At 72.8% G+C, this 22,285-nt stretch carries 15 protein-coding genes; 11 read left to right on the forward strand and 4 right to left on the reverse strand.

All coding sequences use genetic code 11. From position 1 onward, the window contains the following. Positions 1 to 31 precede the first annotated feature (31 nt). Positions 32 to 973: a MerR family transcriptional regulator gene (locus ABTY62_RS13040; RefSeq protein WP_352129486.1), complete on the reverse strand. Its 942-nt coding sequence runs from the start codon at positions 971 to 973 to the stop codon at positions 32 to 34. A 131-nt stretch (positions 974 to 1,104) separates the two neighbouring features. On the opposite strand from ABTY62_RS13040, the gene ABTY62_RS13045 reads away from it, so the two are divergent. Further along, a complete protein-coding gene (locus tag ABTY62_RS13045) occupies positions 1,105 to 1,698 on the forward strand; it encodes an SMI1/KNR4 family protein (RefSeq protein ID WP_352129487.1) in 594 nt (197 codons plus the stop codon). 116 nt (positions 1,699 to 1,814) lie between these two features. Beyond that, positions 1,815 to 3,254: an FG-GAP-like repeat-containing protein gene (locus ABTY62_RS13050; RefSeq protein ID WP_352129488.1), complete on the forward strand. Its 1,440-nt coding sequence runs from the start codon at positions 1,815 to 1,817 to the stop codon at positions 3,252 to 3,254. A gap of 45 nt (positions 3,255 to 3,299) precedes the next feature. Here ABTY62_RS13050 and ABTY62_RS13055 read toward each other — a convergent pair whose 3' ends face one another. After that, complete coding sequence (locus tag ABTY62_RS13055) at positions 3,300 to 4,271, reverse strand: aldo/keto reductase (protein WP_352129489.1); 972 nt, start codon at positions 4,269 to 4,271, stop codon at positions 3,300 to 3,302. A gap of 27 nt (positions 4,272 to 4,298) precedes the next feature. Then, a complete protein-coding gene (locus tag ABTY62_RS13060) occupies positions 4,299 to 4,940 on the reverse strand; it encodes a LysE family translocator (RefSeq protein WP_352129490.1) in 642 nt (213 codons plus the stop codon). A gap of 159 nt (positions 4,941 to 5,099) precedes the next feature. On the opposite strand from ABTY62_RS13060, the gene ABTY62_RS13065 reads away from it, so the two are divergent. From ABTY62_RS13065 to glgB, 9 genes are all read left to right on the forward strand, one after another. Next, positions 5,100 to 6,743, forward strand: coding sequence for a histidine kinase (locus ABTY62_RS13065; RefSeq protein ID WP_352129491.1), 1,644 nt, complete (start codon positions 5,100 to 5,102; stop codon positions 6,741 to 6,743). A 176-nt stretch (positions 6,744 to 6,919) separates the two neighbouring features. After that, positions 6,920 to 8,857, forward strand: coding sequence for a rhamnogalacturonan lyase (locus tag ABTY62_RS13070; protein ID WP_352129492.1), 1,938 nt, complete (start codon positions 6,920 to 6,922; stop codon positions 8,855 to 8,857). 79 nt (positions 8,858 to 8,936) lie between these two features. Next, positions 8,937 to 9,749, forward strand: coding sequence for a pectate lyase (locus ABTY62_RS13075; RefSeq protein WP_352129493.1), 813 nt, complete (start codon positions 8,937 to 8,939; stop codon positions 9,747 to 9,749). A gap of 74 nt (positions 9,750 to 9,823) precedes the next feature. After that, entirely contained in the window at positions 9,824 to 10,750 is a 927-nt protein-coding gene (locus tag ABTY62_RS13080; protein ID WP_352129494.1) for a helix-turn-helix domain-containing protein, read from the forward strand. Positions 10,751 to 11,064: 314 nt separating this feature from the next. Continuing rightward, positions 11,065 to 12,291: a S8 family peptidase gene (locus ABTY62_RS13085; protein WP_352129495.1), complete on the forward strand. Its 1,227-nt coding sequence runs from the start codon at positions 11,065 to 11,067 to the stop codon at positions 12,289 to 12,291. Positions 12,292 to 12,775: 484 nt separating this feature from the next. Continuing rightward, positions 12,776 to 14,770, forward strand: coding sequence for an alpha-1,4-glucan--maltose-1-phosphate maltosyltransferase (locus ABTY62_RS13090; RefSeq protein ID WP_352129496.1), 1,995 nt, complete (start codon positions 12,776 to 12,778; stop codon positions 14,768 to 14,770). Continuing rightward, the gene (gene treS, locus ABTY62_RS13095; protein ID WP_352129497.1) at positions 14,767 to 16,494 is read left to right on the forward strand and encodes a maltose alpha-D-glucosyltransferase; all 1,728 of its coding nucleotides are present in this window, start codon (positions 14,767 to 14,769) and stop codon (positions 16,492 to 16,494) included. Before ABTY62_RS13090 ends, treS begins: the two co-directional genes overlap by 4 nt. Positions 16,495 to 16,769: 275 nt before the next feature. Continuing rightward, complete coding sequence (locus ABTY62_RS13100; RefSeq protein ID WP_352129498.1) at positions 16,770 to 18,356, forward strand: maltokinase N-terminal cap-like domain-containing protein; 1,587 nt, start codon at positions 16,770 to 16,772, stop codon at positions 18,354 to 18,356. 31 nt (positions 18,357 to 18,387) lie between these two features. Then, complete coding sequence (glgB, locus tag ABTY62_RS13105) at positions 18,388 to 20,925, forward strand: 1,4-alpha-glucan branching enzyme (RefSeq protein ID WP_502997450.1); 2,538 nt, start codon at positions 18,388 to 18,390, stop codon at positions 20,923 to 20,925. A 56-nt stretch (positions 20,926 to 20,981) separates the two neighbouring features. Here glgB and ABTY62_RS13110 read toward each other — a convergent pair whose 3' ends face one another. Continuing rightward, positions 20,982 to 22,244, reverse strand: a complete 1,263-nt coding sequence (locus ABTY62_RS13110; RefSeq protein ID WP_352129500.1) for a nucleotide disphospho-sugar-binding domain-containing protein — start codon at positions 22,242 to 22,244, stop codon at positions 20,982 to 20,984. Positions 22,245 to 22,285 lie beyond the last annotated feature (41 nt).

The following is a 22,285-nucleotide window of genomic DNA, read 5'->3' on the forward strand; positions in this document are numbered from 1 at the left end:
CGCCCGCCCGGCCACCGGCGCTCCCCCGGCATCACGCCGCGCCGGACATCCGGGCCCGCAGAGCGGCCCCGGCCCAGCCGAGCACCGGCGCCAGGCTCTCGGGCGCGGGCCAGCCGTTGACCCGCGCGAGCAGCCGCACGTACCGCTCCCGGCGCGGGTCGTCGACGCTCTCCAGCCGGGCCAGCAGCCGGCGCCGCAGCGCGGCGTCGTCCGGTTCGCCGGTCAGCTGCGCGTAGTGCCCCACGAACCCCGCCACGACCGGCTCGGCCTCCCGCGAGTCCGGTTCGACCCCGGCCGCCAGCGCCGGCCCGACCCGCTCCCGTACCACCGCGGCGATGTCCCTGCGCGGCCCCGGCCCCGCGCCGTTGCGCTCGGCCGCCTGCTCCTCGGCCACCCGCCGCATCCCGGCCCGGAACTCCGCATCCCGCGACAGCTCCGCCAACTCCACCCACGCCCGGACCTGCTCGGCCTCCGGGCTCTCGGGCAGCTCGGGCGTCATCGAGCGCCTGACGCCCGCGAACTCCGGATTCGCCGCAAGACCACCGAAGACGGCATCCAGAAACTCCCCGATCAGGCTTCGACGCTCGTCCTCCGAGAGCCTGGCCAATGTGTGCATGAGTGCCATCTCCTCCGTACTCGCCCCGCGCTCCGCCACCGCCGTCAACACCGCCCGCCGCAGTCGCAGCGTCCGGATCTGCACCGCCAGCGCCTCCGCATGCGCCGCCGCGACCTCCGCCGCCGACAGCTCCCGGTCCACGACCTTCCGAACCGTCGCCAGATCCAGCCCCAGCTCGCGCAGCGTCCGCACCAGCTCAAGACGCTCCACGGCATCGGTGTCGTACAGCCGGTATCCGGCCGGGCTCCGGCCCGCCGGCGTCACGATCCCGCGATCGGAGTAGAACCGAATCGTCTTGACCGTGAGCCCGGTCCGCCGCGCCAGCTGACCGATCGAGTAGAGCGTGCCGCCGTCCATGCCCCCTAGCTTCGCGTCTCCCCTTACGGGAGACTCAACCCGGCCGGTCTTCCGTTCGTCGTCCAGCCCTTGCCGGTGCTGAGCACGGTTCACATAGGTTGGGCTCCCCGGAGAGAAGAAGGAACAGGTCAGTGGGCGGAGACGACTCGGTGGCGGCGCTGGCGCCGCTCATGCCGGTGGCGGACGGCGTGGACGAGGGGATCGACTGGGGCGAGATCGAGGGGATCTGGGGGAGACGGTTTCCCTCGGACTACATCCGCTTCATGGAGGTGTACGGGGCGGGGCTGATCAGCGGGGCGGTCGTGGTGCTGCTGCCGGTGCCGCGGCCCGGCACGTACACGGATGCGTCGGGTCTGGGGGACGAGACCGAGAATGCCCGCCTCGCCTGGGAGATGTGCAGGGACGAGGCCGACTTCGCCCTGGACCCCGGGTCCATCGTGGCGTGGGGCGTCACCACCGGCGCCGACATCTATTGCTGGCTGACCACGGACGAGGATCCGGACCGGTGGCCGGTGCTGGTGTGCGGGCGGCACACCAGTCCGTCCTTCCAGGTGCACTCGTTCGGGATGGCCGAGTTTCTTCGGCGGCTCCTCGGCGATGCCGAGTTCCAGGAGGAGACGATCAGCGTGACGCTGCCGGAGGAGGGATCCTTCGTCAACTGGCGCGAGCAGGAGCGCCGCCGCGAGGCGAAGCTGAACCCGGCCACCGGGCGGCCCTGGTACTAGGCACAACTTTTCACCGGGCTTGGCGGTCAAGGTGAACGACTGCCGTACACAGGCCCAACTGCCAGTGCCGAAGCGCCGTGGCCGATGGGCGAACCGACGTACCGGAGAAGGCCTGGATGTCCCGCACCACTCACCCCCGCCTCGCCGCCGTGGCCGCCCTGCTGACCGCCTCGCTGGCGGTGTCCGGCGGCCTCGCCACGCCGGCCGCCGCCACCGTCACTGCCACCGCCACCGCCGCCGCCGCCGCCAAGAGCCCGAGGCCGCCCGTCGTCGACTTCAACGGAGACGGCTACGCGGACCTCGCCGTCTCCGCGCCCGGCGGCACCGTCTCCGGCATTCCGGAGGCGGGCTACATATCGGTCCTGTACGGCTCCGCGGCCGGTGTCGACACCGCGCACCCGAAGCGGATCACGCGGGCGACCACGGGCGTGCCGGGGGACGTCGAGCAGTACGGCGCCTTCGGCCGCACCACGGCCGCACGTGACCTCGACGGCGACGGTTACACCGACCTCGTCGTGGGCGACTACAACGCCCCGGCGGTGCTCTGGGGCTCCGCGAACGGCCTGCGCTCAGGCACCGCGCTCCCCGGACCCGCCGCCACCCTGGCAGCGGGCGACGTCAACGGGGACGGCCACGTCGACCTCGTGACCAAGAACGACCAGGGCCTCCAGGTGCGCTACGGCCCCTTCTCCCGCGCCGCGGTTCCCGCCTCCGCTCAGACGCTCCCCTTCGAGGACGGGGACCACCCCAAGGCCATCGCCGTGGGCGACATGACGGGCGACGGCGCGGACGACATCGTCACGACGCACAGTTCCGACGATGTACCGGGCAAGTCGCGCTTCTGGGCGGGTGGGAAGGACGGCCTCAGCCGCACCTTCAAAACCACCGGCCACCTCACCACCGGCGGAGTCATCGCCGATGTGAACAAGGACGGCTACGGAGACCTCGTCGCCTCGCAGGTCGACCAGGTCTCGGAGGACCGCGACGCCGACGCCGGCACGATCCGCGTCGTCTACGGCTCGGCGTCCGGCCCCTCCACCCGTACCGCGAAGATCACCCAGGAGACGCCGGGCGTCCCCGGCAAGAGCGAGGCGGGCGACCACGACGTCAACTCCGGCGACATGTTCGGCTACTCCCTGGCCGCCGGCGACGTCACCGGCGACGGCTACCCGGACATCGCCGTGGGCGTGCCCGGCGAGGACATCGGCTCGGTCCGCGACACGGGCGCCGTCGTCCTCCTCAAGGGCAGCGCGGCGGGCCTCACCGGCAAGGGCGCGCAGGCCTTCCACCAGTCGACCCCGGGCGTGCCCGGCATCTCCGAGGAGGGCGACTACTTCGGCCGGACGGTGCTCCTCGCCGACGTCAACGCCGACAACCGCGCCGATCTGGTCGTGGCCACTCCTTACGAGGACGGCCGCTACGCGGACTCGGGCGCCGTATGGGTCCTGCGCGGCTCCAGGTCGGGCCTGACCACCGGCAACATCGCCTCATTCGGCCCGCGCGCGCTGGGCGCGCCCGAGAAGGAGGCCCGCTTCGGGGACAGCCTCGCCCGGTAGCGGGCGAGGCTGGGCTGGGCTCGGCTCAGCTCAGCTCGGCTCGGCTCAGCTGTAGAAGTTGCGCTGCCAGCGGTGGTTGGCGAGGGTGGCGAGCTGGGCGGCGGTCAGCGGGCGGCCGTCGCTCAGGGCCGTGTTGCGTTCGACGTTGCGCACGGTGCGCATGCCGGGGATGACGGTGGACACCGCCGGGGAGCTGAGCACGAACCGCAGGGCGGTCTCGGCGATCTCGTCGGGGGCGATGCCGAGGTCGGCGACGATCGCGGACACCCGCTGTTCGACCTGGGCCGGGCGGTCGTCGCGGAAGTAGCGGTTGCGGAAGTCGCCCTCGGGGAACGTCGCGCCGACGGTGATCCGGCCGGTGAGGCCGCCCTCGTCCAGCGCCACCCGCACGATGACGCCGACGCCGTGCTCCACGCAGGCCGGCAGCAGCGTGTCGGCGGGCGCCTGGTCGAAGATGTTGTAGATCACCTGCACGGTGTCCACGACGCCGCTCTCGACGAGCGCGAGGGCGTTGTCGGGCTCGTGGTCGTTGATGGAGACGCCGAACAGCCGGATCTTCCCCTCCTGCTTCAGCTCGGCGATCGTCTCCAGCCAGTCGCCGCGGCCGACCCACTCGTCGCTCCAGACATGGAACTGGAGGACGTCGAAGTGGTCCAGGCCGCTGACGCGCAGGCTGGTCTCCAGGCTTTCGCGGATGTGCGCGCCGGGGAAGGTGTCGGCCGGGTCCAGGCCGTCGGGGGCCGGCCAGACGCGGTTCTTCGGGGGAACCTTGGTCGCGACCAGCACCTCGTCGCCGGAGGCGGCCCGCTCGCGGACGACCCGGCCGACGATCCGCTCGCTCTCACCGTAGCCACGGGCGGTGTCGATGAAGTTCACACCGAGGTCGACGGCACGGTGCAGGGCGCGTACGGATTCGTCCTCGGTGGAACCCACCCAGTTGGACTCTCCGATGCCCCAGGCGCCGTAGCCGATCTCGGACACGGTCACTTCGCTGCGGCCCAGTTCGCGGTAGTGCACCTTTTTCCTCACCCTTCGGTCCGGGAATTACTCCTTGCGGCCGGTCGCGGCGACGGTGACGCCGAGACCGATCATGGCGAGCCCACCGACCCCGCCGACCATGGACAGCCGCTGCGGTGAGCGGGCGAACCAGCCGCGCGCGGTGGCCGCGACCAGGCCCCAGACGCTGTCGGAGGCGATAGCGATGATGTTGAAGACCAGGCCGAGCAGCAGCATCTGAAGCGCGACATGCCCCTGGCCGCGATCGACGAACTGGGGCAGCACGGCGGCGAAGAACACGATGGTCTTGGGGTTCGCCACGCCCACCGCGAACCCCTCCCAGAACGTGCGCAGGACGCCCTGCTCGGCCGGGCCCTCCCCACTGAACGCGGCGCGCAGCGAGCCCCGCTGCCGCACCGCCTTGATCCCGAGGTACACCAGATACGCGGCGCCCACCAGCTTCAGCGCCGTGAACACGAGGACCGAGCGCTCCACGATGGTGCCGACGCCGAGCGCCACGGCCACCACCAGCACATACGCGCCGACCGTGTTCCCCAGGACGGTGGTCAGCGCGGCCCGGCGCCCCTGGGCCAGGGCCCGCCCGATCACGAACAGCACGCTGGGGCCGGGGATCACAATCAGCAGGAACGACATCGCCGCGAAGGCGAGAAGGCGATCAGTGGACACCATGGGCCCATACAAGCACGCCCGGCCCCCGCCCTGGCAGCCCTTTTTCGCGTGGGGGCACAGTCGCGTGGGGGCACAGTCGCGTGGGAGCACAGTCGGGTAGGGCACAGGGTGACTTTCGTCAGGGGCGCGGCGGGTCCGTCGCCGGGGATGCTGGGGCGCATGATCCGGTGGATACGACACGGCGGTGCCGCGCGCACGGCCCTGCTCCTGTGGCTGACGGCCTGCGCGCCCGTCCTGCTGAAGGCCACCTCGGCGAGCGGGCGCGAGCTGTGGGTGCTGCTGGCCGGGTTTCCGCTGCTGGCGGGCGCGGCAGCGGTGGCGCGGACACGGCCACTGGCGGGGCTGGCGGTCGCGGTGGGGCTGAGCCTGGCCCTCAACGTGGAGCTGTACACCTCCTCGTACTGGGCGGCGCTGGCGCTGTGGGGCTGTCTCACGGGGCGGTGGACGGCGGGCGCACGGCCCGCGCTGTGGTTCTTCGCGGCCTGCTCGGTGGCGGGCGCGCTGCTCGCCTGGGTGACGGACTCCGGGGTGTGGGCCTGGTTCACCGCGCTGACCACCCTGCTGTTCAACGTCGTGCTGCCGTGGCTGCTGGGCCGCTACCGCCGCCAGTACGAGCATCTGGTCCGCGCCGGCTGGGAGCTGGCGGACCGGATGGAACGGGAACAGCGGGCCGTCGCCGACCGGGCGCGGCTGCGCGAGCGGTCCCGGATCGCCGGGGACATGCACGACTCGCTCGGCCATGACCTCGCCCTGATCGCGCTGCGCGCCGCGGCCCTCCAGATCGACCCGGAGCTGAGCGACCGCCACCGGGCGGCGGCCGCCGAGCTGCGGGAGGCGGCCGCGGCGGCCACCGGCCAGCTGCGGGACATCATCGGTGTGCTGCGGACCGGGGACGACCCCGCCCCGACGGCCCCCGCCGACGACGGCGTCGGCGCGCTGGTGGAGCGGGCGCGGGCCTCCGGCCTGGCCGTCGAGCTGGAGTACAGGAAGGGGTACGGGAAGGGGTACGGGCACGAGGGCAAGGGGCCCGAGGACAAGGGGCACGACGACAGCGCGGGCGACCCACACCACGAGACCGCCCCCGCCCTGCCGCCGATGGCCGACCGCGCCGTCTACCGCGTCGTCCAGGAGGCGCTGACCAACGCCACCAAGCACGCCCCGGGCGCCGCCGTCCGCGTCCGGCTGGGACGGGACCGCGAGGCGGGCGAGATCGCGGTGTCCGTCGCCAACGGCCCACGCCCGGCCGACGGCACCCCGCCGGATCCGGCCTCGGGCGGCAACGGCCTGGTGGGCCTGGACGAGCGGGTACGGCTGGCCGGCGGGGTGCTGGCCCACGGCCCGTCGCCGGACGGCGGCTTCGAGGTGTCCGCGCGGCTGCCGCTGACCGCCGGCGTCGCGCTCGTCGCCGAGCGGGCGGCGGCCCCGGCGTCCACATCGGCGCGGGAGCTGGCGCGCGCCCGGCAGCGGGTGCGGCGCAGGCTGGTGGAGTCGATCGCGGTGCCGCTGGCCGTGACCGCCGGACTGGCGGTCCTGTGGGGCGGGTTCGCCCTCTATACGCAGTACCACTCGGTGCTGGACCGGGGCACCTACGACCGGCTGCAGATCGGCGAGCCCCGCGCCGACGTCGAGTCGCGCATGCCGCCGTACACGATGGACGGGCCCCCGGACGGCGTCGACGCGCCGCCCCGCGGCTGGGACTGCGCGTACTACTCGGTGCGCCGGTACGAGGGGCGGTCCGCGTACCGGCTGTGCTTCGTGGACGGCCGGCTGATCGCCAAGGACGTGGTCACCAGCCGCCTCTAGGGGGCGAGGGCGGCGGTGCGAACGCGGGCGGCGGCGCGTCCCGCGCCCGGAAATCCGGGGCGGGAAATCCGTGGGGAGGGGCGGCAACCTTTCCGGTCAGAGCGGCGACCACACCCCGACACCCCCCGCACCCCCCACCCCCATCCCCCCATCCCTCCCATCCCCCAGGAGGTCCCGTGGCATCCCCGCACGGTTCGCCCGCCCCCTCCGCCCGCCACCGGGCCAGACGCGTCCGACGCGCCGCGCTCGCCGCGGCCGCCGCCGGGGCGCTGCTCGCCACCGGCCCGGCCACCCTGTCGCACGCCGCCTCCGCCGCCCCCGCCGCCCCCGCCGGCCCCGCCGCCCCCGCGGAGAGCGCCACCCCCAAGGCCGCCATCCAGGCAAGCCAACTGGAGAAGCTCGACCGCGGGCTGGTCAGCGTGCACACCGGCAACGACAACCTGGTCAGCTGGCGCTGGCTGGCCACCGACCCGGACGACGTCACGTTCAACCTCTACCGGGGCAGCGTCAAGGTCAACGCGTCGCCCATCACCACCACCAACTACCTCCACAAGGACGCCCCCAACAGCGCCGACTACACCGTCCGCGCGATCGTGGGCGGCACGGAGCAGGCCGCCTCGCCGAGCGCCATGCAGTTCCGCCCCGGCTACTTCGACGTGCCGATCTCGCCTCCGTCCGGCGGCTCGGACTACACCTACGAGGCCAATGACGCCTCGGTGGGCGACCTGGACGGCGACGGCGACCTCGACATCGTCCTCAAGTGGCAGCCGACGAACGCCAAGGACAACTCGCAGTCCGGCGTCACCGGGAACACCATCGTCGACGGCTACACCCTCCAGGGGCAGCGGCTGTGGCGGATCGACCTGGGCCGCAACATCCGCTCCGGCGCCCACTACACCCAGTTCCAGGTGTTCGACTACGACGGCGACGGCAAGGCCGAGGTCGCGATGAAGACCGCGGACGGCACGGTCGACGGCACCGGCAAGACCATCGGCAACGCCTCCGCCGACTACCGCAACTCCAGTGGCTATGTGCTGGACGGCCCCGAGTTCCTGACCATGTTCAACGGGCAGACGGGCGCGGCGGCCTCCACCGTCGACTATGTCCCGCCGCGCGGCACGGTGTCCTCGTGGGGCGACTCGTACGGCAACCGGGTGGACCGCTTCCTGGCCGGCACCGCCTACCTGGACGGCTCGAAGCCCTCGCTGATCGAGGCGCGCGGCTACTACACCCGTACGGTCATCAGCGCCTGGAACTACAGCGGCGGGCAGCTCACCCGCAAGTGGACGTTCGACACCAACAGCTCCACCAACACCGGCAAGGGCTACGACGGGCAGGGCAACCACGCCCTGGCGATCGGCGACGTGGACTCCGACGGCAGGGACGAGATCGTCTACGGCTCGATGGCCGTGGACGACAACGGCAACGCCCTGTGGACCAACAAGAACGGCCACGGCGACGCGGCCCACCTCGACGACCTCGACCCGTCCCGGCCCGGTCTGGAGTACTTCAAGGTCGACGAGGACTCCTCCAAGCCGTCGTCGTACTTCGCCGACGCCAGGACCGGCCAGGTGCTGTGGTCCACGGGGGCGAACGGCGACAACGGGCGCGGCGTGGCCGGGGACATCTGGGCGGGCAACGACGGCGCCGAGATGTGGTCCGCGAAGGACGACCAGATCCGCGACGAGGGCGGCGGCGCCAAGGGCCGCAAGCCGTCCTCGATCAACTTCCTGTCGTGGTGGGACGGCGACCCGGTGCGCGAGCTGCTGGACGACACGCACATCGACAAGTACGGCCCCTCAGCCGACACCCGGCTGCTGACCGGCTCCGGAGTGCACTCCAACAACGGCACCAAGGCCACCCCGTCGCTGTCCGGCGACATCCTCGGCGACTGGCGCGAGGAGGTGATCTGGCCGACCTCGGACAACAAGGCGCTGCGGATCTACTCCACGCCGTACGAGACCGACCGGAAGATCACCACGCTGCTGCACGACCGGCAGTACCGGACGGCCCTGGCCTGGCAGAACACCGCGTACAACCAGCCGCCGCACCCCAGCTTCTTCATCGGGAACAAGATGGCGACCCCGCCGCGGCCGAAGATCGCCGCGCCCTGAATCGCCGCCCCCTGAACGACCGTCCCCCGCACAGTTCCACTCGCACCTCCCACGCGTCATCGGACACAAGGAGAGTGACATGGCACTACCGGCACCGCGCACCAAGCACCTGAGCAGGAAGCGGGCGATGGCCGGCCTCCTGGGCGCCGCCGCGCTCACCACGGGCGCCATCACCACCGGTCTGACCCTCCCCACCGCCTCGGCCGCCACCTGGCCCTCGCCCAGCGGCACCCCCCAGGCGGTCACCAAGACCATCCCGGTCAGCGGGTCCATGGACGGCGGCATGAAGCGCTACTACGGCTCCGGTGACCTGGGCACCGGCGGCCAGAACGAGGACCAGGACCCGCTCTTCAAGCTCTCCGACGGGGCCACCCTCAAGAACGTGATCCTCGGCGCCCCGGCCGCCGACGGCGTCCACTGTGAGGGCAGCTGCACCCTCCAGAACGTCTGGTGGGAGGACGTCGGCGAGGACGCCGCCACCTTCCGCGGCAGCGGCAAGACGTTCAACGTGATCGGCGGCGGCGCGCGCAAGGCCGCGGACAAGATCTTCCAGTTCAACGGCGGCGGCACGCTGAACATCTCCAACTTCGCCGGCCAGGACTTCAAGACCTTCGTCCGGTCCTGCGGCAACTGTTCCACGCAGTACAAGCGCACCATCAACGTGAGCAACACGGAGCTCACCGCGCCCGGCAGCGTCGGTGGCGGGATCAACACCAACTACGGCGACTCCCTCACGCTGCGCTCGATCACCATCGTCGGCGACAGCAGCAAGAAGATCGTCCCCTGCCAGAAGTACATCGGGAACAACACGGGCGCCGAGCCGACGAAGAACGGCAGCGGCCCGGACGGCACGTACTGCAAGTACTCCACCTCCGACATCACCTACAAGTGATGACGGGCCGGCCCGGCGTGCCTGACCCTGGCAGGGGCAGGCACGCCGGGCCCGGCTGTCGCACACTGAGACCCGTGAACACAGACACGCCACCCGCCGCGCTGGGAGACTTTCTGCGCACCCGCCGCGCCCGCCTGCGCCCCGAGGACGTCGGGCTGGTCTCGTACGGGACCCGCCGCCGCGTGCCCGGGCTGCGCCGCGAGGAGCTGGCGCAGCTGGCCGGGGTGAGCGTGGCCTACTACACGCGGCTGGAGCAGGGCCAGTCGACGGGCGCGTCGGACGGCGTGCTCGACGCGATCGCCCGCGCGCTGCGGCTGAGCCCCGACGAACACGCGCATCTGCGCAATCTGGCCCGCCCGGCACGGGCCGGGCGCCGTCCGGCGCCGCGCGCCGAGGCCGCCAGGCCGAGCACCCGCCGGCTGATCGAGGCGATGGACGGGGTGCCCGCCCTCGTGCTGACGGCCCGCTTCGACGTCCTGGCCTGGAACCCGCTCGGGCACGCCCTGGTCGCCGGACATCTGGCCGCCGACGGCCCGGAGCGCCCCGCCGACCGCCCCAACACCCAGCGGCTGCTGTTCCTGGACCCGCACACCCGCGAGCTCTACCCCGACTGGGAGGGCGAGGCGCGGCGCGCGGTCTCCACGCTCCGGATCGCGGCAGGCGAGTACCCCGACGACCGGCGGCTGGCGGAGCTGATCGGCGAGCTGACCATGAAGAGCGGGGAGTTCGCGGCGCTGTGGTCGCGCCACCCGGTGCGCAAGTGCGCCTTCGGCGGCAAGTCCTTCCACCATCCGCTGGTCGGGCCGCTCGAGCTGACCTTCGAGATGACGCCGCTGCGGGACTCCGCGGGCCAGTGCCTGCTGATGTACGGCGCGGAGCCGGGCTCTCCGTCGGAGGCGGCCCTGCGGCTGCTGGCGGCGAGCGTCGCGTCGCCGACGCCGCCGCCGACAACGACGAGCACGGCCACGGGGCCCGCCACGAGGACGTCGGCGCCGCGCTAGGCCCCGTCCGGGGATCTGTTCCCCACCCCGCCCCTTCCCACAACTGGGGCTCCGCCCCAGCCCCCGGGGGTCCAGGGGCGAAGCCCCTGGAACGGGAAGGGGCGGGGTGGGGTGGGGTGGGGCAGTGTCCCATGTGCGGCTCCGCCGCGTGGGCCCGCCGCAGGCGCCCAACTCCCCCACCAACGACCGGAATTCGACGCAACCCACGCCATGGCCGATCTGGCCGATTCAACCCCCCAAAGCGGTCTTGTCCCGATCCTCCTCCCCACGAGAGGCTGACGCCGTCGAGTTGGGGCTGGGGAGGGGAACGATCCATGCCGCATACGAGTGCCGCCCGCCGGCACCGGGTCTCGGCCGTCGTCGTGGGCCTGGCCACGGCGGTCCTGGCGGCCGCGATGCCGTCGGCCGCGGCCGCCAGGGCGGACGCGGCGGCCACGGCGGACGGCAGCTACATCGTCACGCTGAAGGCGACGGGGGGCCTTCGCGCGGACTCCGAGGGGGGCAGGGAGCTCGCCGCGCGCTACGGGGCGAGAATCAGCCGCACCTACAGCACGGCACTGAACGGCTACGCGGTACGGGCGGACAAGACACAGGCCGAGCGGCTGGCGGCCGACCCGCACATCGCCTCCGTCACACCGGACGCCCGGGTGTCACTGCACACCGAGCGACAGCAACGACAGCAACAACAACAGCGGCAACAGCACCCGCCGTCATGGGGCCTGGACCGGATCGACCAGCCGCAGCGCCCGCTGGACGCCTCGTACGCCTGGCCGCGCAGCGCCGGGCGCGGCACGACGATCTACGTACTGGACACCGGTGTGCGCACCACTCACCGGGACTTCGGCGGGCGCGCCCGCTCGGGCTGGGACTTCGTGGACGACGACCCGGTCGCGGAGGACGACAACGGCCATGGCACCCACGTCGCGGCCACCGCCGCGGGGACGGAGTACGGGGTGGCGAAGAAGGCGGAGATCGTCGCCGTACGGGTGCTGGACGACAGGGGCGAGGGCACCACCGCCCAGGTGCTGGCCGGCCTCGACTGGGTGATGAAACACGCCCACAAGCCCGCTGTGGTCAATCTGAGCCTGGGCTCCACGCTGCCCGACCCAGTCCCCGAGTGGGACGAGGCGGTGCGGTCGGGCATCGCGTCCGGCCTCACCTTCACCGTCGCGGCGGGCAATGAGGACCGGTCCGCGGGCGCGTACTCGCCGGGCCGGGTGGAGGGGGCGGTCACGGTGGGCGCGACGGACCGGGACGACCGGCGCGCGGCCCTCTCCAACTGGGGCCCGACGGTTGACCTGTTCGCGCCCGGGGAGCGGATCGTCTCGGCGTCGAACGCGAGCGACACGGCGACGAGAGTCATGTCGGGCACCTCGATGGCCGCCCCGCACGCGGCCGGTGCGGCCGCGCTGTATCTCGCGGACCATCCGCGGGCGACTCCGGCCGAGGTGAGCGCGGCGCTGATCGCCCACGCCGCCAAGGGCAAGGTGCGCGATCCCGGAACCGGATCGCCGAACCTCCTGCTCCAGACGCATAACTGACATGGCGACAACTAGGAGGCTATAGCGGCGGATTTTTCCCCACCCCGCCCCTTCCCGCAGTGTCGAGCCCCTGCCGATGTGCGGCTCCGCCGCGTGGCAGGGGCTGCGCCCCAGACCCCGGGGCCCAGGGGCGAAGCCCCTGCCACGCGGCGGAGCCGCACATGGACAGGGGCCGGGAAGGGGCGGGGTGGGGTGGGGCGGGGTGGGGAATCTGCACCGATGCGCGGCCCCGCGCGATTCCTGTTTCAGGAAGCGCGCGGGGCCGAGCGCGTTACGCACGGGAAGTTAACGGGAACCCGGATTGTCCCCCCTCGCCGCATGGGAAGGCTTTCCGAACACGCCCCCCATGGCCGACCCCATCCGCCCACCAGAGTGAACGCGGACAGGAGCTGTCATGCCCGCAACCCGCCGCAAGGCGGCACAACCGATACAAAGGACAAAAGCCGCCAAAGCATATACGCCCGCAACGCCGTCAGGTGATCCTATGATCGGTCGCATCCCCGTCCTGGACATCCGCCCGCTCATCGACTGCGGCCGCCGCCCCGCGAAGGCGGTGGTGGGCGAGACCTTCCAAGTCAGCGCCACCGTGTTCCGGGAGGGCCACGACGCGGTCAGGGCCAATGTCGTGCTGCGCGACCCGGCCGGGCGCTCGGGCCCCTGGACACCGATGCGCGAACTCGCCCCCGGCACCGACCGCTGGGGCGCCGATGTCACCCCGACCTCGCCCGGCCGCTGGTCGTACACGGTCGAGGCATGGAGCGACCCGATCGGCACCTGGCGCCATCACGCCACCATCAAGATCCCCGCCGGGATCGACACCGATCTGGTCCTGGAGGAGGGCGCGCGGCTGCATGAGAGAGCCGCGGGGGCCGTCCCCAAGAGCGACGGCCGGGAGTCGGTGCTGCGCGCCGTCGACGGACTGCGCGACGAGCGGCGCCCGGTGGCCGACCGGCTCGCCGCCGCCCTCGCCCCCGAGGTCGCCGAGGTCCTCGGCCGCCACCCGCTGCGCGAGCTGGTCACCGCCTCCCGTCCGATGCCGCTCCTGGTGGAGCGGGAGCGCGCGCTGTTCGGGTCCTGGTACGAGCTGTTCCCGCGCTCGGAGGGGGCCAGGGTCGCCGAGGACCGGCGGCCGGTGAGCGGCACCCTGCGCACCGCGGCCGAGCGGCTGCCCGCCGTCGCGGCCGCGGGCTTCGACGTGGTGTACCTCCCGCCGATCCACCCCATCGGCAGCTCATTCCGCAAGGGCCCCAACAACGCGCTCTCCGCGGGCCCGTACGACGTCGGCTCCCCCTGGGCCATCGGCTCCGCCGACGGCGGCCACGACGCGGTCCACCCCGACCTCGGTACCCTCGCCGACTTCGACCACTTCGTGGCCCGCGCCCGCGAGCTGCGCATGGAGGTCGCGCTCGACTTCGCCCTCCAGTGCTCGCCCGACCACCCCTGGGTGAACAAGCACCCGGAGTGGTTCCACCGGCGGGCCGACGGCACCATCGCGTACGCCGAGAACCCGCCCAAGAAGTACCAGGACATCTACCCGATCGCGTTCGACACGGACTTCACGGGGCTGGTCCGCGAGACCGAGCGGGTGCTGCGCTTCTGGATGTCCCGCGGCGTGCGGATCTTCCGGGTGGACAACCCGCACACCAAGCCCGTGGTCTTCTGGGAGAAGGTGATCGGCGACATCAACCGGACCGACCCCGACGTCATCTTCCTCGCCGAGGCCTTCACCCGGCCGGCCATGATGCACACCCTCGGCGCCGTCGGCTTCCAGCAGTCGTACACGTACTTCACCTGGCGGAACACCAAACAGGAGCTCACCGACTACCTCACCGAGCTGTCCGGCGAGGCGGCCGGGTCCATGCGGCCCAATCTCTTCGTCAACACCCCGGACATCCTGCACGCCCACCTCCAGCAGGGCGGCCGCCCCGCCTTCGAGGCGCGGGCCGTGCTGGCCGCCACCCTCTCCCCCACCTGGGGCGTCTACGCGGGCTTCGAGCTGTGCGAGAACACCCCGCTGCGCCCCGGCAGCGAGGAGTACCTGGACTCCGAGAAGTACCAGCTGCGGCCGCGCGACTGGGCGGCCGCCGAGCGCGCGGGGCGCACCATCACACCGCTGCTCACCTGTCTGAACCGGCTGCGGCGTCGCCAGCCCGCCCTGCGGCAGCTGCGCAACCTGCGATTCCACCACGCCGACAACGACTCTGTCATCGCCTACTCGAAGCGAACGGGCGACTCGTGCGTGCTGACGGTCGTCAACCTGGACCCCCACCACACCCAGGAGGCGACGGTCTCGTTGGACATGCCGGAACTCGGCCTCGACTGGCATGAGTCCGCCCCGGTGCGCGACGAGCTCACCGGCGAGACCTATCACTGGGGCAGGGACAACTATGTGCGCCTGGAGCCGGGCCGTCCGATGGCTCCCGCGCATGTGCTGTCCCTGCGACCGTCCTCACCGATCGGAGGGTCACCCACATCATGATCTTCAACGAGCCCGTCCCGGATAAGTTCGAGGACACTCCGGCCAAGGACCGCGATCCCGACTGGTTCAAGCGCGCCGTCTTCTACGAGGTGCTGGTGCGCTCCTTCCAGGACAGCAACGGCGACGGCGTCGGCGACCTCAAGGGGCTCACGGCCAAACTCGACTATCTCCAGTGGCTGGGCGTGGACTGCCTCTGGCTGCCGCCCTTCTTCGCCTCCCCGCTGCGCGACGGCGGCTACGACGTGTCCGACTACACCGCCGTGCTGCCGGAGTTCGGGGACCTCGCCGACTTCGTCGAGTTCGTGGACGCCGCCCATCAGCGCGGGATGCGGGTGATCATCGACTTCGTCATGAACCACACCAGCGATCAGCACCCGTGGTTCCAGGAGTCCCGCACCGACCCGGACGGGCCGTACGGCGACTACTACATGTGGGCCGACGACGACAAGCAGTACCAGGACGCCCGGATCATCTTCATCGACACCGAGACCTCCAACTGGACCTTTGACCCGGTACGCAAGCAGTACTACTGGCACCGCTTCTTCGCGCACCAGCCGGACCTCAACTTCGAGAACCCCGCCGTCCAGGAGGAGGTACTGGCCGCCCTGCGCTTCTGGCTGGACCTGGGCATCGACGGTTTCCGGCTGGACGCCGTCCCATATCTGTACGCGGAGGAGGGCACCGACTGCGAGAACCTGCCCCGCACCCACGAGATGCTGAGGCGGGTCCGCGCCGAGATCGACGCCCACTACCCGGACACCGTGCTGCTCGCCGAGGCCAACCAGTGGCCAGAAGACGTCGTCGACTACTTCGGCGACTTCACCAAGGGCGGCGACGAGTGCCACATGGCCTTCCACTTCCCGGTCATGCCGCGCATCTTCATGGCCGTGCGGCGCGAATCCCGCTACCCGGTCTCGGAGATCCTCGCCAAGACCCCCGCCATCCCCTCCGGCTGCCAGTGGGGCATCTTCCTGCGCAACCACGACGAGCTGACGCTGGAGATGGTCACCGACGAAGAGCGCGACTACATGTACGCGGAGTACGCCAAGGACCCCAGAATGCGGGCCAACATCGGCATCCGCAGACGACTGGCGTCCCTGCTGGACAACGACCGCAACCAGATCGAGCTGTTCACCGCGCTGCTGCTGTCCCTGCCCGGCTCACCGATCCTCTACTACGGCGACGAGATCGGCATGGGCGACAACATCTGGCTCGGCGACCGCGACGCCGTGCGCACCCCCATGCAGTGGACCCCCGACCGCAACGCGGGCTTCTCCTCCTGCGACCCCGGCCGGCTGTTCCTGCCCACGATCATGGACCCGGTCTACGGCTACCAGGTCACCAACGTCGAAGCGGCCATGAGCAGCCCCTCCTCGCTGCTCCACTGGACCCGCCGGATGATCGAGATCCGCAAGCAGAACCCCGCCTTCGGGCTCGGCTCCTTCACCGAGCTGTCCTCCTCCAACCCCGCCGTCCTCGCCTTTCTGCGCGAGGCGCCGCCGACGGAGGACGGCGGGGACGACCTCGTGCTGTGCGTGCACAACTTCTCGCGCTTCGCCCAGCCCACCGAGCTCGATCTCCAGGCCTTCACCGGCCGCCACCCGGTCGAGCTGATCGGCGGTGTCCGCTTCCCCGCCATCGGAGAGCTCCCGTATCTGCTGACGCTCGCCGGCCACGGCTTCTACTGGTTCCGGCTGCGAGCGGGCGACGCGGCGGGGCACTGAACGGACTGACCTCCCGGGCGCGCCGCTCTCGTCCGTACGCGCCCATCCCGGGCGCGTACGGGCGTTTTCGGCACCACATCATGGGCAGCCTCCCTACTACCACACGGGCGGAGCCGATCGCGTACTCCGTACTGCTCCGTACTCCTCCGTACCGCTCCGTACTCGCCGTACGGACGATCCTCGCCCGACACGTCCCGCACCGTCGCACAGTCAATGCCGCAATCCGGGACACTTTGCCCTGATCTGTCGTGTGCCCGGGGAAAGGACGCGACGCCATGCCGGAAGCTTCATTCTCCCGGGGGGCACAGCACCCGCCGACGGCTGTACCGCGGGCCGACCCCCCGCCGTCCCCTACCCGTGTCACTCGCGCCAGCGCGGCCACGGGCCCCAGCGGGCTGCTCGCCTCCCTCGCCCCCCTGCTCACGGAATGGCTGCCCCGACAGCGCTGGTTCGCGGGCAAGGGCCGCCCCGTCACCGGCTTCGCGCTCGTCTCCGCGACCGAACTGCTGCCGTGCGCGACCGGCGGCACCACGCCCGGCCTGCTCCATCTCCTGGTCCGCGCCCAGCAGCCCGAGCCGCCCGGCCACCGCCACGGCTCCGGCTGCGGGCACCGGCGCGGCGCGGCGGCCAGCGACTGCTACCAGCTCCTCCTCGGGGTGCGCGCCACCCTCCCGCCCCGGCTCGCCCCCGCCCTCATCGGCCGCCCGAGCGGCGGGCCGCTGCACGGCCTGACCGTCTACGAGGCGCTGCTCGACCCCCGCCTCGCCACGCTCCTCCTCGAACGGCTGCGGATGCCCGGCACCCTCGGGCCGCTGCGCTTCTTGTGCGAGCCGTCCGCGGCCATCCCCTCGGGGCTCGCGCCCCGGCTGCTGACCACCGAGCAGTCCAACTCCTCGGTGATCTACGGAGATACGTATATCCTCAAGCTCTTCCGCCGGGTGAGCCCCGGCACCAACCCCGACCTCGAGCTGCCCCTGGCCCTCGCCCAGACGGGCTGCACCCGGGTGCCCGCCCCGGCCGCCTGGTTCGAGGCCGCCCCGCCCACCGAGGGCGCGGGCCCGCGCGCCGATCCCTTCACCCTCGGCGTGCTCCAGCCCTATCTCGCCGGCTCCACCGACGGCTGGCAGCTCGCCCTCGACGCGCTGACCACCGGGGACGACTTCACCGAGGCCGCACACGCCCTCGGCCGGGCCACCGCCGAGGTCCATCTGGCGATGGCCCGCACGCTGCCCACCTCTGTTCTGCGCAGGCCCCAGATCGAACATCTGGCGGCCGTGATGTCCGAGCGCCTGGACTCGGCCGCCGCGGCCGTACCCGCCCTCCACCCCTACCGCGCCGCGCTGCACACCGCGTACGAGGACCTGGCCGCGCTCGGCCGCGCCGGGCGCACCTGGACGGCCCAGCGCATCCACGGCGATCTGCACCTGGGCCAGGTGCTGCGGCAGTCCGCCGGGGGCGGCACCGGCAGGGATGGAGGCTGTGGTGGGGGCAGTGACGGGGCCGGGGGCGGGGTGCGCTGGTCCCTGATCGACTTCGAGGGCGAGCCCTCGCGCCCGCTCGACGAACGCCGCCGCCCGCAGCCACCGGTGCGCGACATCGCGGGCATGCTCCGCTCGTTCGACTACGCGGCGGCCGTGGGCGGCCACGACAGCCCCCCGGACTGGGCCGGCCGCACCCGGGCCGCGTACTGCGCGGGCTACGCGGAGGCGTCGGGCACCGACCCGCGCGACGAACCGGAGCTGCTGCGGGCCCATGAGACCGACAAGGCGGTGTACGAGGTGGTCTACGAGGCCCGCCACCGCCCCGAGTGGCTGCCCGTCCCCATGTCCGCCATCCGCCGTCTGGCGGCCGCCCGCACCTGACACACACCCAGTCCCCTGGGAGGACACCCCCGTGACCGCACGTCCGCCCTCCGACCAGACCCCGCCCGACCAGCCCCCGCCCCACCCGTCCGCACCACTCCCGCCGGTCCCCGCCACCTTCCGCCCGGACGCCGCCCACCGCGCCGCCGCGCACGGCCCAGGAGACGGCCCCATGTCCCGCTCCTCGTACACCGCCCCGCCCACCCCCCGGGCGCCCAGGCCCGACCCCGCCGACCCGCCGACCGCCGGCCCACCGACCGCCGACCGACCGACCGCCGACCCGCCGCGGGCCGAGGCCACGCCGCGCCCGGAGCCCACGCCCTGCCGCGAGGCCGCGCCGCACTCCGGCGGAGGTGTGCGCGCCGCGGCGCCGCTCGGGGACACCGACCGGGAGCGGCTGCTCTCCGGCTCCCACCACGACCCGCACGCCCTCCTCGGCGCCCACCCCGTGCGCGGCGGAATCCTCTTCCGCGCGCTGCACCCGTACGCCCGGTCCGTGGCCGTCACCGCCACCGGGCTGAGCGCCCGGCTGCGGCCCGAGGGGGACGGGCTGTTCTCCGGGGTGATCCCGCTCCGGGAGATCCCCGACTACCGACTGCTGGTCGACTACGAGAACGGGGAGGACAGGGGGTACGGGGACAGGGACGGGCGGCACGACCCGTACCGCTTCCTCCCCGCCCTCGGCGAGCTCGATCTGCATCTGATCGGCGAGGGCCGTCACGAGGAGCTGTGGCGCGCGCTGGGCGCGCATCCGATGACGCACCAGGGCGTGGCCGGGACGCGGTTCACGGTGTGGGCGCCGGACGCGCGCGGGGTGCGCGTGGCCGGGGACTTCAACTACTGGGACGGCACCGCCTTCCCGATGCGCTCGCTCGGCGGCAGCGGCGTATGGGAGCTGTTCCTGCCCGGCGTGGGCGAGGGCGCGGTGTACAAGTTCGACATCACCCGCCCGGACGGGAGCCACACCCAGCGGGCCGACCCCATGGCGCGCCGCACCGAGTGCCCGCCCGCCACCGCCTCGATCGTGCACACCTCCCACCACGAGTGGCGCGACGAGGAGTGGCTGGCGCGCCGGGCGGGGCAGCGCGTCCACGAGTCCCCGTTCTCGGTGTACGAGGTGCATCTGCCCTCGTGGCGACCGGGCCTGAGCTACCGCCGGCTGGCCGAGCAGCTCCCCGCGTACGTCAAGGACCTCGGCTTCACGCATGTCGAGCTGATGCCGGTGGCCGAGCATCCCTTCGGCGGCTCGTGGGGCTACCAGGTCACCGGCTTCTACGCGCCCACCGCCAGGCTCGGCACCCCCGACGACTTCAAGTACCTGGTGGACGCCCTGCACCAGGCGGGCATCGGGGTGCTGGTCGACTGGGTGCCCGCGCACTTCCCCCGGGACGACTGGGCGCTCGCCGAGTTCGACGGCAGGCCGCTGTACGAGCCCGCCGACCCGGCCCGGGCCGCGCACCCGGACTGGGGCACGCTGGAGTTCGACTACGGCCGCACGGAGGTGCGCAACTTCCTGGTGGCGAACGCCGTGTACTGGTGCGAGGAGTTCCATGTGGACGGCCTGCGGGTGGACGCCGTGGCCTCCATGCTCTACCTCGACTACTCCCGCGAGCCGGGCCAGTGGACACCCAACGTCCACGGCGGCCGGGAGAACCTGGACGCGGTCGCCTTCCTCCAGGAGATGAACGCCACCGTCTACCGCCGCTGCCCCGGTGTGCTGACAATCGCCGAGGAGTCCACCGCCTGGGACGGCGTCACCCGGGCCACCCACCACATCGGCGCCAGCGGCTTCGGCGGCCTCGGCTTCGGGCTGAAGTGGAACATGGGGTGGATGCACGACTCGCTCGGCTACATCGGCCACGAGCCGGTGCACCGCAAGTACCACCACCACGAGATGACGTTCTCGATGGTGTACGCGTACAGCGAGAACTACGTGCTGCCCATCTCGCACGACGAGGTGGTGCACGGCAAACGGTCGCTGGTGTCGAAGATGCCCGGCGACTGGTGGCAGCAGCGCGCCGACCACCGCGCCTACCTGGGCTTCATGTGGGCGCACCCGGGCAAGCAACTCCTCTTCATGGGGCAGGAGTTCGCGCAGGGCGCGGAGTGGTCGGAGAGCCACGGCCCGGACTGGTGGCTGCTCGACCCCTCGTACGCCGCCGAGCCCGACCACCGTGGCGTACGCGACCTGGTGCGCGAGCTGAACCGGGCGTACCGGGCCACGCCCGCGCTGTGGCAGCGGGACACCGTCCCGGAGGGGTTCGCCTGGGTCGAGGGCGACGCGCGCGAGGACAATGTCTTCGCGTTCCTGCGCTTCGCCGCGGACGGTTCGCCGCTGCTGGCCATCAGCAACTTCTCGCCCGTCGTACGCCCCGACTACCGCGTCGGCGTGCCCGACCGGTTCCCCCTGTGGTGCGAGGTGCTGAACACCGATGACGCCCGCTACGGCGGCAGCGGCGTGGCCAACCCGGAACCGCTCAAGGCCGAGCCCACCGCCTCGCACGGGCGGCCCGCGAGCATCCTGCCGGTGCTCCCGCCGCTGGCCACGGTCTGGCTGCGGCCCGCCTGACGTCGGCGCGGCGCTCCCCTAGGCCGCCGCCCCGCCCTCAGGCCGCCGGCCCGCCGTCAGGCCGCCGCCGCCCGGCCCGGTTCCGCCAGTGTCGCCGACGCCGCCGCCTCCAGTACGGCCACCCGCTCGGCCGGGGACGGGACGCGGCGCATGGCGGCGCTCAGCCGGGCGGCGGCCCGCGCATGGCGGGGGTCGTCCAGCAGCGCCTCCACGGCCTCGCCGATGACGGCCGGGTCGGCCTGTCGCTCCGGGGGCGGGAGCAGCCCGGCGCCGGCGTTCCGCAGCCGCTCGCCGATCTCGGCGGTGACCGGGATCCGCGGCAGCACCAGCTGCGGCACCCCGGCCGCCGCCGCGGTGAGGCCGGTGCCCGAGCCGCCGTGGTGGACGACGGCGGCGCAGGTGGGCAGCAGCTCCGACATGGGCAGGCCGGCGGCCACCCGCACCCGGTCCGGCAGCCCGTCCAGCCGCCCGGCCAGCCGCCCGGCCTGGTCCGCGTCCACGGCCAGCACCACCTCCAGGCCCCGGCCGGCCAGCGCGTGCGCGGCGCCGGTCAGCAGGTCCGGGGGCGCGCCTGGGCCCGTCTTGGCCGCGGACGCCCCCGCGGTGACGCACACCCGGGGCCGGGAGCGCTCCTCGACCACCCAACGGGGCACCACTCCGCGGCCGTTGCACGGGATGTAGCGCACCCCGACGCGGTGCCGGGGCGGCCCGGGGTCGGGCAGCCGCAGCGCGGGCGGGCAGGGGTCGAACCAGGCGGTCGGCCCGTCGCGGGGCTCCACGTCCAGGTCGGTGAACAGCCGGGTGTAGCCGGGGAGCGGGCGGGCCCCGAGGTCCTCGTTCTCCACCCGCATGACGGTCGCGGACCCCCAGGTGTGGCCAAAGGCCGGCACGCCGACCGCGGCGGCGGCCACCGTGCCCGCGTAGGCCAGCGTGTCGTGGACGACCACGTCCGGGCGCCAGTGGCGCGCGAAGGCGACGAGCTCGGCGCCCATCGCGCGGGCCACCGCGAACTGCTTGTCGGCCAGGGCCGCCAGCACCGCGCGCTGCCCGGCGTCCAGCAGCTCCGGGCGGGCCGCCCAGCCCTCGGGCCAGCGGCCCGGGGAGCGCCAGGGCGCCAGGTCGGCGCGGTTTCTGATCTGGTCCACGGCCACGTCCCGCCCGACCGGTACCGCGGTCAGACCGCTGCGGGTCACCGCCGCCGCGCACGGCGGCGGCGCGGCGATCCGTACCTCGTGCCCCGCGGCCTGGCAGGCCCAGGCGAGCGGGACGAGGCTGAGCAGATGGGTCGGTTCGGCCCAGGTCACGAAGAGCGCACGCATGGCGGCGAGGTTCGCGCCACACCCTCGTACGGCCCTCGTAC

The organism is Streptomyces sp. NPDC097640 (genome assembly GCF_040302705.1).
Lineage (GTDB): Bacteria > Actinomycetota > Actinomycetes > Streptomycetales > Streptomycetaceae > Streptomyces.

Bases quoted from the DNA above. Each gene is read 5' to 3' on its own strand.
- ABTY62_RS13100 (WP_352129498.1), top strand. From the start codon at position 16,770: ATGCCGGAAGCTTCATTCTCCCGGGGGGCACAGCACCCGCCGACGGCT.
- ABTY62_RS13060 (WP_352129490.1), bottom strand. From the start codon at position 4,940: ATGGTGTCCACTGATCGCCTTCTCGCCTTCGCGGCGATGTCGTTCCTG.
- ABTY62_RS13050 (WP_352129488.1), top strand. From the start codon at position 1,815: ATGTCCCGCACCACTCACCCCCGCCTCGCCGCCGTGGCCGCCCTGCTG.
- ABTY62_RS13110 (WP_352129500.1), bottom strand. From the start codon at position 22,244: ATGCGTGCGCTCTTCGTGACCTGGGCCGAACCGACCCATCTGCTCAGC.
- ABTY62_RS13075 (WP_352129493.1), top strand. From the start codon at position 8,937: ATGGCACTACCGGCACCGCGCACCAAGCACCTGAGCAGGAAGCGGGCG.
- ABTY62_RS13065 (WP_352129491.1), top strand. From the start codon at position 5,100: ATGATCCGGTGGATACGACACGGCGGTGCCGCGCGCACGGCCCTGCTC.
- ABTY62_RS13040 (WP_352129486.1), bottom strand. From the start codon at position 973: ATGGACGGCGGCACGCTCTACTCGATCGGTCAGCTGGCGCGGCGGACC.
- treS (WP_352129497.1), top strand. From the start codon at position 14,767: ATGATCTTCAACGAGCCCGTCCCGGATAAGTTCGAGGACACTCCGGCC.
- ABTY62_RS13085 (WP_352129495.1), top strand. From the start codon at position 11,065: ATGCCGCATACGAGTGCCGCCCGCCGGCACCGGGTCTCGGCCGTCGTC.
- ABTY62_RS13090 (WP_352129496.1), top strand. From the start codon at position 12,776: ATGATCGGTCGCATCCCCGTCCTGGACATCCGCCCGCTCATCGACTGC.